This is a genomic window from Phytoactinopolyspora limicola, assembly GCF_011320225.1.
GTDB classification, from domain to species: Bacteria; Actinomycetota; Actinomycetes; order Jiangellales; family Jiangellaceae; genus Phytoactinopolyspora; species Phytoactinopolyspora limicola.
This window is the reverse complement of sequence record NZ_JAAOEN010000003.1, coordinates 98,939-111,975: the sequence shown is the minus strand read 5'-3', so window position 1 is coordinate 111,975 and position 13,037 is coordinate 98,939. Positions and strand designations below refer to the sequence as shown.

The following is a 13,037-nucleotide window of genomic DNA, read 5'->3' as shown; positions in this document are numbered from 1 at the left end:
GCGCCAGCTTGGCCCCGGGGTGGACCGCGACAGCCGAACCGCGCATCCCGACGGGGCCTTGACAGGCTCCATGGTCGCGCAGCCGCCTGACACGACACGTATCAGGTTGCCCTTACCCGACCGCGGAGGGCCTATCCACATCTTTATCTTGAGTTCAAGATACACGGCGTGAAGCTTTCTCGCCACCACCGACCCACTCCCCGAGCGCACCGTCCGGCGGGCGATCTGTTTGGATAGCGCACAACCCGTTGATCACCTCGCCCAAGGAGCTTTTGATGCCGCGCGCTCGCCACCTGACCACCATCGCCATCGCCGCCGCGGCGCTCACGATGTCCGGGTGCGGCGGCGGTAGCGACGAGGACCGCGCGGTGTCGGCCGCCGAAGACTTCTTCGCCGCACTCGCCGAGGTCGATGCCGAAAGCGCCTGTGAGTTGAACCTCGGTGGCGACGACCACCCTCTCGACGACGATCACCCGGACTGGGACACCTGCCTGACCGCCGTCGACACCTGGGCCAACTCGGTAGCCATCCCGGTCGACGAGGAACTGCCCGAGGTGACGTTCGACTCGGCCGAGGTGGACACCTCCACCGACACCGCCAGCGTCGACGGCGACGTACCTGCCATGTATGGCTTCCCCTACTCTTTCGACCTACGCAAGGTCGACGGTGACTGGTACATCGACGGCGACTGGTACCGCTGACCGAGCCCGGCTGTTGCCATCACCCATCCCGCCACCAAGCACCCGGTGCTGGGGATAAGCCACGCCGGCACACCGAACAACCACTCACCGGCCGGTCCGAACGGCTCCAAACCCCCGGTGGCGAACCCCACCAGCGCGCCCACCAGCAACACCGCGCCGGCCGCCACCCGCACAGTCGACGCTCGGCCCGCCCCACCCTGACTGAACCGCCCCGGCCACCACCGTTGCACCCGCACCGCCGCCACCACGAGCCCGGCCAGCATCGCGGCGAGCACCACCAGCCACACCGGCCGGGTCGCCCACCACAGTGCGCCGCCGACCTCCGGCAGGGTGCCGCCGCCGACCACCATCACCACCACGAGCACGACGAGCGCCGGCAGATGCCACAGGTACAGGTGGATCGCCCGGACTCCCACGGCGACCACCACCGCCCAGGCCCAAGGCCGCGCCAGCCACCGGTTCAGCCGCGGCCGCAGCGCCATGATCAACGCCGCCTGCCCGGCCGTGAGCACCAGCAGACACACCGACGGCGGGTTCATGTTCGACATCTCCCCCGGCAGGCCGATCATGCTCACCGAGTAGGGCCCCGCCACCGTCAACCCCACCAGGGCCACCAGGGCGGCACCAGCCACCACCCACGCCGCACCGGTCCGCCGGGCCGGCCAGCGCCCATCGGCGTACCAGAACCCGACCTGCTGGGCCACCAGCCAGACCAGCACGAAGTTCACCACCGCCAGCTCGCTCAACAGGTCCGAACCCGTCGCCACGCGTGCGACGTCGATGGTCGCCGCCAGCCCCACCGGCACCAGCAACGTGGTCCACGGCCGCCGGCGGTGGCCGGCGATCATCACCGGCGCCACGGCCGTCACCACCACATACACCACCAAGAACCACAGTGGACGGCCCAGGAGCCGGGCGACGTAGGCCAGGTCTTCGGCCGGTGTCCCCGCCGCCCACGCGGCCACCAGGATTGCCTGGGTGGTGACGACGAACACCACCACCGGCGCCAGCAAGCGCACCAGCCGGCCACGCAGATACTCCACGTAGCCGCCGCCGGAGGCCCGCAGCCGCACCCACACCCGCATGTTGGCCAATCCCCCGGCGACGAAGAACAGCGGCATGACCTGCAACACCCACGTGAGCGGGCGTAGTTCCGGCACAACGGTGAGCGTGTTGACCACCTGCACCTGGCCGTCCGCGGTCACGGCGAGCCCGGCCATCAGCCAGTGCCCGGCCACCACCACGACCAAGCTCAAGCTCCGTACGGCGTCGATCACCCGGTCGCGCCCCGGCGGGGTCGACGCGGCCACACCGGCCACGACCCGCGTCATGCCGGCCACCACACGCGTCATGCCGGCTGCTCCATCGTGCGCACCGGCCGCTCCGTCGTGCCCACCGGCCGCTCCCGGCGCGCCGCCGCGACCACCCGGTGGGCCTGGCGCAAGCGCTCCACCACCAGGGGCGTGACCAGCGCCAACAGGATCACCATCGCCGAGGCAAGGTAAGGCACGGGGTCTTCGCGGCCCGGGTTGCCGTACCCCTGCCGCCATGAGTTGATGCCGACGGCCCGCTCGCTGACCGCGGCCACGGCGCGGCACCCGACGTCGCCGCCGATCTTCTCGCAACGGGCCCGCAGGTCGGAACCGAACTGCTCGTCGATCGCTTGCCTGGCCCAGGGGCCCAGTGCGCCGCCGTGTGCAGTGGCGTATCTCAGCAGGTCGTAGCCGTAATCGTGAGCCTTGCAGGCAAACTCGAAGTCGTAGTGGGTCGGGCCGAACGGCGATGAACAGTCGCCATGTGGCTGCACGACGCGTGGTGTCCCGTCCGGTCCGGTGACGACGTCCGGCTCGTACCCCATGACATCGGCGAAGTCCGGTGGAACGGCCCGCACGGCTGAGTCCTGCCGCCGTTCTCCGTCCGGAGTCGAGCCGGATGTGGCATGGCCGGCACCCAACCCGGTGGCCGCCACCACGGCTCGGGCCGCCCCCGCGTCCTCCGGCCCGGTCCCGGTCTGCCGCACCTGGCCCGCTCCGGTCAGAATGAACGACACCAGCACCGCGGCCAGCATCAGGCTGATCCGCACACCCATTCGGCTTCTCCTCCGTCTCACCCTCGAGGGCCGAACACGTGGCCCACGACGATGGACGGTACGAAGCCACACCCGCCGGATCATCGGCCTCCGGCGCCAACCTTGCCGTGGCCCCGTAGTCCTCGGGGCCGCCTCCCCTCACCCCGTGGAGTGACGCCGGACCTACCTCCATAGAGCGACGCGCCGAGGTCGTGTGGTGACTACGCTGAGCAGGTGGCCGATGCTCAGGACGCCGCACCGCGCGGCCGGCTCGCGACGGTGCCCATCCCCACAGGTCCCCGGGGGTGGTGGCCGTGGATGACCGCATTGATCGCGTTCGTCATCGCACTCGCGGATGTCCGCGACACCTTCGACGTCGATGGGCCTCTCATCGTGGTGGCCGCGTTCGCCGCCGCCGCACCCTTGGGGCTCGTCGTCGCCGCCCCCGCGTTGGGTTGGCTGGTGTCCGCGGCAGGAGCGCTCGTCGTGTCCAGGGCCATGCCAGTGGTGGACGGCGACCCCTGGCCATGGCCGGTGATACATGGCCTGGTCCTGCTCGCCCTGGTCTTCGCCACTGGCCTGTCCGTCCCAGCCGGGCGGGGCAGATTGAGGCGGGCCGGAGTATCTCTGATCGCCACCACCGCTACCGCAGTCCTGTTCGGTGTCTCCGTGCCGGACGAGCTGCGTGCCGGGTGGTCGGTCGGGGCCGCGCTCATCGGACTAGCCGGTGTGGTCATGGGGCTCACCGGCCTGGTCCGGACCCGCCGGCCACCTCCCCCGGACGTGGTCATCTCGGCCAGGGACGTCCCCGCAGCGTTGCTCGCCGGGTTTCGCGAGGCCTTCGTGGACTGGGTACCGTCACCCCCAACCGGGCGCCCGTTCGCCGAACGCCTCCTGAGTTCGCGGCCCTGGGCCGGCCGGGTTCGTACGGCATCGCCGTGGATCCTGGCACTCGGCGTGTTCTGGCTCGGCGTGGGCTCCTTCCACGAGACGATCATCGTCCATGACCTCGTCCTCCCGATCCTGGCCGCGGCGATCGCCCTGCCCATCGGCCTGGCCCGGCAGTACGCGCTGATCGGCTGGCGGCTGATCACCCTGGTGGCCATCGTCGTCGCCGTGATCGGCACCCCCAGCGGCGGCCAAGACCCCGGCACCTGGCCGGTCGCCATGCAGTTCGTCTGGCTCGCCATGACGTTCCTGGTGGCCGTGCGCCACCAGCGGGCGACCGTCGCCTGGGTGTGGGCGGTGACGGTCGCGAGCCAGTCCGCCGGTACCGCCGACAATGCCGGTGTAGCCATCACCCTCATGGTCACGACGTCGGCCCTGGCGCTGATCGGCGACCTGATGCGGACCCGGCGCCTGGCCAGCCACGAGGTGGAACGGCAGACTGAACTCAGCCAGCTGGAACGGGCCCGCCGGACGGTCCTGGAGGAACGGACCCGGATCGCCCGCGATCTTCACGACGTCGTCGCCCATCACATGTCGATGGTTGTTGTCCAGGCAGAAACCGCCCCCTACCGGATTCCGGATCTCTCCCCCGCCGCCGCCGACGAACTGGCCTCCATCAGCGCGTCGGCCCGGCAGGCACTCAACGAGGTCCGATCCATGCTTGGTGTGTTGCGCGCCACCGACCAGGTCGCGCCGACCACTCCCCAACCGGGCCTCGAGCAGATCGAGGATCTCGTCGACAACGTCCGCCGATCCGGCGTGCACGTTCGCCTGCATATGAGACCGCCGCTGCCGGACGTCGGCGCGGCGGCCGGCCTGTCCATCTACCGGATCATGCAGGAGTCACTGGCCAACGCGGCCCGGCACGCACCCGGTTCCGACGTCCACGTGTACGTCGGTGTTCTCGACGACGCCGTGGATCTACGCGTGCTCAACTCGGCGCCCCCGGCCGGCGCCGAGCCAGCGCCGGCGCGGCCCGCCCGATCGGATCCTGACCAGGTCACCACCGGACACGGGCTGATCGGGATGCGCGAACGGGCGAGCGTGGTGGGCGGTACCTTCGAGGCCGGAGCCAACGCCGACGGCGGGTTCGAGGTGCATGCCCGGATCCCCGTCCACGATTCACCTCGCCACCACCCCGCAGAGGAGCGATCCGGTGACCACTAGGGCACCCACCCGCGTGTTGATCGTCGACGACCAAGCGATGGTCCGGCAGGGTTTCGGCGCGTTGCTCGCCGCACAGCCGGACATCGACGTGGTGGGTGACGCCGCCGATGGTTCGGCCGCCGTCGACGCCGTCCGCCGGCTGGGGCCCGACGTCGTCCTCATGGACGTGCGGATGCCAGTGCTCGACGGGCTGGAGGCCACCCGCCGGATCCTGCGCGGGCCCGGCGAGCCGAAACCCCGCGTGGTGATGTTGACCACCTTCGATCTGGACGACTACGTCTACGACGCGCTCCGGGCCGGCGCCAGCGGGTTCCTCCTGAAGGACGCCCCCGCCGACGATCTCGTTCACGCGGTGCGGGTGGTCGCGGCCGGCGACGCGTTGTTAGCACCGTCGATCACCCGTACGCTGATCGCCGATTTCGCCCGCCGGCCGGACGCGAAGCGGCCACGGCCTCAACTGCTGCACGTGTTGACCCCTCGGGAGACGGAGGTCTTGAAGCTCATCGCCACCGGGATGTCCAACTCCGAGATCGCCGCGGCGCTGGTGCTGGCCGAACAGACCGTGAAGACCCACGTCGGCCGGATCCTCACCAAACTCGATCTCCGCGACCGCGCCCAAGCCGTCGTCGTCGCCTACGAGACCGGTTTGGTCGAGCCGGGATCGGCCTGAGCGGGGTGGCCGGGTTCCCGGTCAGGCGACGTGCGGCGCGACGTCGGCCGCCACGAGCTCCAGGTGGTCCAGGTCGGACAGATCCAGCATCTGCAGATACACCCGGCTGGCGCCGAGTTCACGCACCGCGTTGATGCCGTCGACCACCTCCTGCGGGGTGCCGGCCAGGCCGTTTGCTCGTACCTCGGCTGGGTCGCGGCCGATCGCGGCCGCCCGCCGGGTGAACTCGGCCTCGTCCTTGCCGCAGGCTAAGACGAAGGCGACGGAGTACACGAGATCGTCTGGGTCGCGGCCGGCGTCTTCACATGCCTTGCGCACGGCGGCGAACCGGCTGGCGACCTCGCTCTTCGGTGGGAAGGCGGTGTTGAACTCGGTAGCGAACCGCGCCGCCAGGGCCGGCGTGCGGCGTGGGCCGTGGCCCCCGATGATCACCGGCATCCGGTCCTGTGTCGGCTTGGGCAGCGCCGGGGAGTCCGTCACGGTGTAGTGCGTTCCGGTGTGCGAGAAGCGCTCTCCGACCGGGGTGGACCACAATCCGGTGACCACCTCGAGCTGCTCCTCCAGGAGGCCGAAGCGTCGATCCGGGAACGGGATGCCGTAAGCGGCATGCTCCGCGTCGAACCATCCGGTGCCCAGCCCGAACTCGACCCGGCCGCCGGACATCTGGTCGACCTGCGCGACCTGGATGGCCAACGGACCCGGATACCGGAACGTCGCCGACGACACCAGAGTGCCAAGCCGGATGCTGGACGTCTCACGTGCCAAGCCGGCCAGGGTGACCCACGCGTCGGTGGGACCCGGGAGGCCATCCGAGCTTCCCATCGCCAGGTAGTGGTCGGAGCGGAAGAAGGCGTCGAACCCGAGCCGTTCGCTGGCCTGGGCTACGCGCAGCTGGTCGTCATAGCTGGCGCCCTGCTGCGGTTCGGTGAAAATTCGCAACTGCATGGACCTAGCCTTTCAGTACCCGATGATCATTGGCCTTTAACCCCCGAATCCGGTGGTCAATCGTCAATGATCATGGAACGTTGCGACACACTCGACGTGGTGCGTCATCGGGAACAGGTCGAACGCACGCAGGTCGGTGAGCTCGTATCCATGGGCGGCGAACGTTGCTACGTCACGGGCCAAAGCCGCTGGGTCACACGCTACGTAGGCCACCACCCGCGGCCGGAGCCGGCTGATCTCCGCGACCACCGGGAGTTTGGCGCCGGCCCGAGGCGGGTCGAGCACGACGATGTCCGCGGCGAGATCGCCGGCCCGGCTCAACACCCGGTCCACCGGCCCGGACTCGACCGTCACCTGTGGCAGGTCGGCAAGGTTGTGCCGCGCGTCGGCGACGGCTCGGCGGTCACCTTCCACCGCCACCACGGCCCCACTGGGGCCGACCTGCGCCGCCAGCGCACCGGCGAACAGACCGACGCCGCTGTAGAGGTCGAGCACCCGTTCTCCGGGCCGCGCGGCCACCGCCCGCGCCACCGCGTCCACCAAGGCATCGGCCGCACCTGGGTGGACCTGCCAGAATCCGCCACCGCTGACCCGCCAGCGCCGCCCGGCCGCCACCTCGGTCACCGTGCCGTCGCCCTGGTGTGGCTGCGGGCGGCCCCGCTCGTCGAGAATGGACACGGACACGTCGGTTGGCAATTCGGGGAGTTCGACGTCGCGCTGACCTGGTTCGACGATCAACTGTTGGTCGCCGGTGCCGGACGCGGTCGCGGCGACCGAGGTGACGCCCGGCCAGCCGCGCTCCTCGACGCCGACCGACCGGACACCAGGGTGCGCGATCAGGCAGGTGTCGATGGGCACGATCTCGTGGGAACGATGCCGGCGTAGCCCGGCGCGGTCGTCGTCACCGACGGCGTAGGTGACCCGGGTGCGCCACCCCAGCCCGGCGTCGTCGCCCGGGACCGGCTCGACCACAACCGTCCGTTCGACCCCGGCCAGACGCCGCAGTTGTTCCTCGACCACCGCCGCCTTCAGCCGGCGCTGGGCCTCCGGGGTGGCGTGCTGCCAATCGCATCCGCCGCAGCGGCCGGGGCCCGCGTACCGGCATGGCGCGGTGACCCGGTCTGGCGACGCCCTGAGGATCTCGACGGCGTCGGCTCGCCAATAGCGGGCGTCGTCAGCCCCCTCCGTGATCCGCGCCGACACTCGCTCACCAGGCAGGCCGTGCCGGACGAACACCACCCGGCCCTCGTGCCGGGCCACCACCGATCCGCCGTGGGCGACCGGACCCAACTCAACGATGATCTCCACTCCGGCGGTCACAACCGATAATCTTAATGTCTGCTGTTGATGCCCTGCGCGGGAACGTCTGTCGCCGCCTCTGCTATCCAGGTGGACGCCGCGCGGAGGCGGAGGAGGGGTTCGATGTGCAACTATCGACCGACGACGGCCGCGCCAGCCGGTTCCGGCCGGACACCAGACTCAGGCACGGAGATCTCCCGGGTGGCGAACGAACAGGGCGACCGCTGAGAAAAGCGGGGTGGAGGCACAGATGCACATCGTCATCATGGGCTGCGGCCGAGTCGGGTCCAGCCTGGCGCACAGCCTCGAGGCGCGGGGTCATTCGGTGGCCATCGTCGACCGCAACCCGGACGCCTTCCGACGCCTCCGCCCGGGATTCGAAGGACGGACGGTCACCGGGGTCGGCTTCGAACGCTCCGTCCTGCACGAGGCCGGAATCGCCGACGCTGGTGCGTTCGCCGCGGTCAGCAGCGGCGACAACTCCAACATCATCTCCGCCCGAGTAGCCCGCGAGACGTTCGGCGTCGACAACGTCGTCGCCCGCATCTACGATCCTGGACGCGCGGAGGTCTACGAGCGGCTGGGGATTCCCACCGTGGCCACGGTGCGCTGGGCGGCCAACCAGGTGCTACGCCGAGTGCTGCCGGAAGAAGCGGCCGCCGAATGGGTCGACCCCTCCGGCACGGTGCGGTTGACCGAAGCTCCCGTCGGCGCCAAATGGGTCGGCAGCCCGGTCCGGGTACTCGAACAGGTCACCGGTACCAGAGTGGCACTACTGAGCCGGCTCGGCCAGAGCATCATCCCGGGCGGAGATACGCTGCTGGAGGAGGGCGACCGCGTCCACACGATGATGCCCGACGTCGGGGTGTCCCGCCTCCTCCACCTCATCACCGGCGGAACGGAGAGCTGACACCCATGATGCGCGTCGCCATCGCCGGAGCCGGCAACGTCGGCCGTTCCATCGCTACCGAGTTGCTCGGCAACGGCCACGAAGTCCTGCTGGTCGACCGCGACCCCAGCGCCATCAAGGCCGCCTCGGTACCCGACGCCGAGTGGCTGCTCGCCGACGCCTGCGAGCTGTCCACCCTGGAGGAGGCTGCCCTACAGCGCTGCGACGTCGTCATCGCCGCCACGGGTGACGACAAAGTGAACCTCGTCGTGTCACTGCTGGCCAAGACGGAGTTCTCGGTCAAGCGCGTGGTGGCACGGGTCAACCACCCGGACAACGAATGGCTGTTCACCGAGGGCTGGGGGGTCGACGTCTCGGTCTCCACCCCGCGGATCATGAGTGCGCTGGTGGAAGAGGCCGTCAGCGTCGGTGAGCTGGTGCGGCTGTTCACCTTCCGGCAAGGCGAGGCCAACCTCGTCGAACTCACCCTGCCCAGCGACTCCCCCATCGTCGGCACCGCCGTGGCAGACCTGCACTGGCCGAGCGACACATCACTCGTCTCGATCATCCGGGGACGGCACGTCCACAGCCCGCAGGCCGAGCTGGTGCTCGAATCCGGCGACGAGCTGCTTTTCGTCGCCGCGCCCGAGCGCGAGCAGCAGTTGGAGGACCTACTCTCCCCACGGTGACGGCGGGCACGTCGGGCCTGGGACCGCGGACCCAGGCAACAACAAGCCTCCTTACGGCCACCACCGCACGACCACAAGCCTCCTTATTGCGGCCCAGGCAACAACAAGCCTCCTTATGGCCACCGCCATGGTCGCCCGTGGCGGCTAGTGCACGGAGTGGAGCTGGTGCAGGGAGTGGAGCTGGTGCAGGTATGGAGTGCCGAAACTGTCGCTACCGCCGCACGTCGTTCACTCCGTCGACGCACCGACCTCACTCCGTGCAGCAACATCGCTCCGTGTTGGGCCGGCCCGACGTCAGCGATGCGGATCGGAACCGCTCGTACCGGCGGATGGGTCATGGTCGGGGCTCGCCGCCTCATGGCCGCCGGGCTGCCGCTGACCGGTAGGGATCTCCTCCTGCTGCCCCGCCACCGACGCTCGTTGCTGGTGTGCGCGGAACGCCGGCCGGATGATGAGCCACGACACGTAGGCGACCAGCAGGAACAGCGGTGCACCCATCGCGAGTCGAGCACTGGCCAGCCAGCCAAGCTGTTCTTCTCCCGCAAAGTACAGGGGTGCCTGCACGGCCAGCCGGAAGGCGAACATCCCGACCCACAGCGCCGACGCTTTCATCAACGCCTTCATCAGGACTGGATCACGCCGCCACGACGTACCCATGCCGGTGGCCAGCCCCACCAGGATCCCCACCAGTGGCCAGCGCACCACGATGGAGACCAGGAACGCCAGGCCGTAACCGACGTTGATGAGTAGTCCGGGCAGGAACACGTCCTCCGCCCGGCCGGTGCGGCTGGCCCAGAACACCGCCACCCCAACCCCAAGGAAACCCGCGATCACGCTCTGCATCGGTTCCCGCCGGACCAGCCGGATCACCGCAAGGAGCGCACCCGTGCCCAGCGCTGCCCACAACGACAACGTCAGGTCCCGGCCACCGATGGTGTAGACCGCGGTGAACAGCGCTAGCGGGAGTCCCGCATCGAGCAACGCACCCGGGGTCAGGGCGTTCTTGGCGGCGAACCGGTCGTCGGAGGCGAGGCTGGCCATCCAGCCGCCTCGCGGGCGAGGCGGCAGGTGCTCCGGCGAACCCGACGGGCCCGCTGCACCGGCCTGGTGGCCCAACTCTGCCTCAGTACTCAGGTCTTCCGGGCGGCTGTCGCCCGTGGGGCGGCTACCCTCCGCGGCGCCGCCGGCACGCGGCTGGTCTGGGCTCACCTCTCCGGCTCCGATTGCTCCGGATCAGGCCCTGCCTCGGCATCGGTGATCGTGGGGCCCGCGTCGTCATCTGCCTCGACATCGTCCGCCGCGTCGTCATCTGCCTCGACGTCATCTGCCTCGACGTCCGACTCAGCCTCGACGTCGGTGTCGGCTTCTTTGCGGCCCGGCGGCTGCAAAGCGATGACCTCACCGGGTGGCATCGGGGTGTCGCCACGCACTACGACCACCTGGCGCACGACGTCCACCAGCCGTTGGAAAGCCGCGGCGTCGGTGATCGCCTTACCGAGGAAGGTCGCCCGCACCATCCACCGGGGACCGTCGATGCCGGAGACCCGGGACGGCTGGGCCCCCTTCTTGCCGTCTTTCGTGGTGACCGGAATGACGAGGCGCACCTCGGTGCCGAACGGACCGGTGCCTTCCTGTGCACTGCCGCCGCGGCGCTGGGCGTCGGTGGTGATCTGGAGTCTGGTCTGCTCCCACAGGCCAGAGCTGCGGGGCGCGGCCACCGCCACCAGTTGTACGGCGGCCTCGCCGACCGCCAGGAGCACACTCGTGCCCCGGCCGGAGCGCTTGTCGACCTGTAGCTGGATCTTCATCCCCTCGACGCCGCGGATCAGCAGCCCACCGAGGTCGATGCGTTCGGTCCGGATCGTGTCGAGGTCGACCTCGGTGGAGTCGTACGGGCCGTTGGGACGGTCCGCCGGCCCGGACCCCTCGGATGGGTCCGCGGCCGAGGTTGCCTCCGGCTCGGCCGATTCGGCCGCGGTGTTGTCCGGCCGCGGTTCGCGCGACTGCTCGTCTCGTCGTCGGCGTCGGAACACCTGCACTAACTCCCTACGTCTGCTCGTGGCCGCCACCAGTGTGGCGGGTCGGCGACCTGGGATGACCCAAGCCGTCGACCATCGACACTAGTGTGCGGCACACTAGCGCCCAGTCGAACCGTATCCACCGTCGCCGCGAGCCGATCCGGGTAGCCGCTCCACCTCGTGAAAGGCGGCACGTTCAACGCGCTGCACCACGAGCTGGGCGATGCGGTCTCCCCGCTCGAACACAGCGGGCTCACGGAGGTCATGGTTGACCAGCAAAACTTTGATCTCGCCCCGGTATCCAGCATCCACAGTGCCGGGGGTGTTGACAATGCTGACCCCGAGTCGATGCGCCAGCCCGGAGCGCGGGTGCACGAAAGCAGCGTAGCCCGCGGGCAACGCTATCGCGATGCCTGTACCGACCAGAGCCCGCTCACCCGGCTTGATGGTGACCGCCTCGGTGGTGACGAGGTCGGCACCGGCGTCACCGGGGTGTGCGTACGACGGCATCGGAATGCCGCCGTCGAGCCGGGTGACCAGGACCTCGACGGGAGTTGCTGGAGAGTTCGGTACGTCGCTCACGCCCGTCGACCCTACCCGTGCCGCACTGCTGTGAGCGTGGCACCCTGCTGATTATGACCAGGAGTTCGGATCCGTCCTCCGCGAACGGCGCTACCCGCTACCGCGAGCGGCTGTCCGCTCCGCTGTCCTGGTGGCTGCTCATGCTGGGCCTGTTGGGGTCGGTCTGGCTGATCTACCAGCATGTCTATGGCCCTCGTGTGTCGGTCCCGGTCGCGGCCGGGCTCTTCGTCGTCGGTGGGTCGGTGCTCATCGCCTACGGTCGGCCACGGATCCAGGTGGCCGGCGGAATGTTGACCGCCGGACCGGCGCGGCTGCCTCTGCACGCCGTGGGCACCGTCGAGGTGCTGCACGGCGAGGCGGCCCGTACCGCCCGTGGACGCGACCTGAGTCCAACCGCCTACTACCTGGTTCGTGGCTACATCACCCCCGTGATCCGGATCGAGGTCGTGGACGACGACGACCCGACGCCGTACTGGCTGCTGTCCAGCCGCCGCCCCGAACGGCTGGCAGCCGTGATCGGGGCGGCGCGCGAGGAGGCTGGGAGCGCTTAGGCGGCGCAGTCGCGGCAGATGAACTGTCCGCGTTCCTCCTTGGCCAGCTGGCTGCGGTGGTGGACGAGGAAGCATCGGCTGCACGTGAACTCATCGGCCTGCCGCGGCAGGACCCGCACAGCGAGCTCCTCGTTGGACAAGTCGGCGCCGGGAAGCTCAAGCGACTCGGCTAGCTCGGACTCGTCGACGTCGACGATGCCGGAGGATTTGTCGATCCGCCGGTTCTTCAGCTCTTCGATGGAGTCTTCGGAGATCTCGTCGTCGGTCTTGCGTGGTGCGTCGTAATCGGTTGCCATCGGGCTGTCCCCCTCGCTGGGCACATAGCAGTCAGTTCTCTTGTTGGTGTGGCTTCAGGCCATTCCACGATCCTTCGTGCCTTTCGTAACGCACGAAGGCCCGCGGTTGTGCCCGGTCCAGCGCCGAGATTGTGCCTGATTTCTTACCCGATCTGCACATCGGCTCGCCGATGTGATGCAGATCATCCCCGGTCGGAGCCGTCGTCATGCCGTC

Annotated in this window: 14 protein-coding genes; 6 read left to right on the top strand and 8 right to left on the bottom strand. The window is 69.5% G+C overall.

The features are described from left to right. Positions 1 to 275: 275 nt before the first annotated feature. Positions 276 to 701: a hypothetical protein gene (locus G8760_RS09515; RefSeq protein WP_166350278.1), complete on the top strand. Its 426-nt coding sequence runs from the start codon at positions 276 to 278 to the stop codon at positions 699 to 701. Here the strand turns inward: G8760_RS09515 and G8760_RS09510 are convergent. Next, positions 638 to 2,053, bottom strand: coding sequence for an acyltransferase family protein (locus G8760_RS09510; protein ID WP_166350276.1), 1,416 nt, complete (start codon positions 2,051 to 2,053; stop codon positions 638 to 640). The two genes, G8760_RS09515 and G8760_RS09510, sit on opposite strands and share 64 nt — an antisense overlap. Beyond that, entirely contained in the window at positions 2,050 to 2,790 is a 741-nt protein-coding gene (locus tag G8760_RS09505; RefSeq protein WP_166350274.1) for a phospholipase A2, read from the bottom strand. Before G8760_RS09505 ends, G8760_RS09510 begins: the two co-directional genes overlap by 4 nt. Before the next feature lie 297 nt (positions 2,791 to 3,087). On the opposite strand from G8760_RS09505, the gene G8760_RS09500 reads away from it, so the two are divergent. Together G8760_RS09500 and G8760_RS09495 are read left to right on the top strand one after the other, a co-directional pair. Next, on the top strand, positions 3,088 to 4,884 hold the full coding sequence (locus G8760_RS09500; protein ID WP_166350272.1) for a sensor histidine kinase: 1,797 nt from the start codon (positions 3,088 to 3,090) through the stop codon (positions 4,882 to 4,884). Beyond that, positions 4,874 to 5,554, top strand: a complete 681-nt coding sequence (locus G8760_RS09495; RefSeq protein WP_246222493.1) for a response regulator — start codon at positions 4,874 to 4,876, stop codon at positions 5,552 to 5,554. The genes G8760_RS09500 and G8760_RS09495 overlap by 11 nt, the downstream gene beginning before the upstream one ends. Positions 5,555 to 5,575: 21 nt before the next feature. Here the strand turns inward: G8760_RS09495 and G8760_RS09490 are convergent, their stop codons facing one another. Continuing rightward, positions 5,576 to 6,499: an LLM class F420-dependent oxidoreductase gene (locus G8760_RS09490; protein WP_166350268.1), complete on the bottom strand. Its 924-nt coding sequence runs from the start codon at positions 6,497 to 6,499 to the stop codon at positions 5,576 to 5,578. Positions 6,500 to 6,562: 63 nt separating this feature from the next. Further along, positions 6,563 to 7,819 carry a class I SAM-dependent RNA methyltransferase gene (locus G8760_RS09485; protein WP_166350266.1) on the bottom strand — a complete coding sequence of 419 codons (1,257 nt, stop codon included), beginning with the start codon at positions 7,817 to 7,819 and terminating at the stop codon, positions 6,563 to 6,565. Positions 7,820 to 8,048: 229 nt separating this feature from the next. Here G8760_RS09485 and G8760_RS09480 point away from each other — a divergent pair, with 229 nt between their 5' ends. Together G8760_RS09480 and G8760_RS09475 are read left to right on the top strand one after the other, a co-directional pair. Continuing rightward, complete coding sequence (locus G8760_RS09480; protein WP_166350264.1) at positions 8,049 to 8,708, top strand: potassium channel family protein; 660 nt, start codon at positions 8,049 to 8,051, stop codon at positions 8,706 to 8,708. Between the two features lie 8 nt (positions 8,709 to 8,716). Next, positions 8,717 to 9,376, top strand: a complete 660-nt coding sequence (locus G8760_RS09475) for an NAD-binding protein (protein WP_166351081.1) — start codon at positions 8,717 to 8,719, stop codon at positions 9,374 to 9,376. Between the two features lie 294 nt (positions 9,377 to 9,670). On the opposite strand, the gene G8760_RS09470 is transcribed toward G8760_RS09475, so the two are convergent. From G8760_RS09470 to dut, 3 genes are all read right to left on the bottom strand, one after another. After that, positions 9,671 to 10,585, bottom strand: a complete 915-nt coding sequence (locus G8760_RS09470) for a DUF3159 domain-containing protein (protein WP_166350262.1) — start codon at positions 10,583 to 10,585, stop codon at positions 9,671 to 9,673. Continuing rightward, complete coding sequence (locus tag G8760_RS09465) at positions 10,582 to 11,409, bottom strand: DUF3710 domain-containing protein (RefSeq protein ID WP_166350260.1); 828 nt, start codon at positions 11,407 to 11,409, stop codon at positions 10,582 to 10,584. The genes G8760_RS09470 and G8760_RS09465 overlap by 4 nt, the downstream gene beginning before the upstream one ends. 102 nt (positions 11,410 to 11,511) lie before the next feature. Next, positions 11,512 to 11,976 carry a dUTP diphosphatase gene (gene dut / locus G8760_RS09460; protein WP_246222491.1) on the bottom strand — a complete coding sequence of 155 codons (465 nt, stop codon included), beginning with the start codon at positions 11,974 to 11,976 and terminating at the stop codon, positions 11,512 to 11,514. 53 nt (positions 11,977 to 12,029) lie between these two features. Between dut and G8760_RS09455 the strand changes: the two genes are divergently transcribed. Beyond that, complete coding sequence (locus G8760_RS09455; protein ID WP_166350258.1) at positions 12,030 to 12,527, top strand: DUF3093 domain-containing protein; 498 nt, start codon at positions 12,030 to 12,032, stop codon at positions 12,525 to 12,527. On the opposite strand, the gene G8760_RS09450 is transcribed toward G8760_RS09455, so the two are convergent. Beyond that, the gene (locus G8760_RS09450; RefSeq protein ID WP_166350256.1) at positions 12,524 to 12,823 is read right to left on the bottom strand and encodes a DUF4193 domain-containing protein; all 300 of its coding nucleotides are present in this window, start codon (positions 12,821 to 12,823) and stop codon (positions 12,524 to 12,526) included. The two genes, G8760_RS09455 and G8760_RS09450, sit on opposite strands and share 4 nt — an antisense overlap. Positions 12,824 to 13,037 lie beyond the last annotated feature (214 nt).